Below are 335 nucleotides of genomic sequence, written 5' to 3' on the forward strand. Positions count from 1 at the left end.
ATCTATATCGCCTCCCTTCGTATTATTGCAATAATAACAGCACTAACTCCTGCTAGTACGGCAAATAGTTTCAAATCAAATGCATCACCTGTTTTTACTGCAATTACAGGTGAATGTTTAGGGACAATACTGATATCATAATTCATGCTGTTTTTGCTTTCATTGTTAAATACAGGTACGAATATCAATGTTGATACGATATTCTCATATTTATTGATATCTGTTGCCTGAAGCAGATAAACACCCTTTTCTAATTGATCAAATTTGACCGTTCCATAGCCATTGGTAGTTTTTCTAGTTCCAACTATATTTTTTGAAACAGTAATTTTTGAAAT

Annotated in this window: 1 pseudogene; it reads right to left on the reverse strand. The window is 32.2% G+C overall.

The features are described from left to right. Nucleotides 1–2 precede the first annotated feature (2 nt). Nucleotides 3–335: pseudogene (locus KSU54_RS18690) on the reverse strand (hypothetical protein); the annotation flags it as partial.

Source organism: Erysipelatoclostridium sp. MSK.23.31 (assembly GCF_019125875.1).
Classification (GTDB): domain Bacteria; phylum Bacillota_I; class Bacilli_A; order Erysipelotrichales; family Coprobacillaceae; genus Thomasclavelia; species Thomasclavelia ramosa.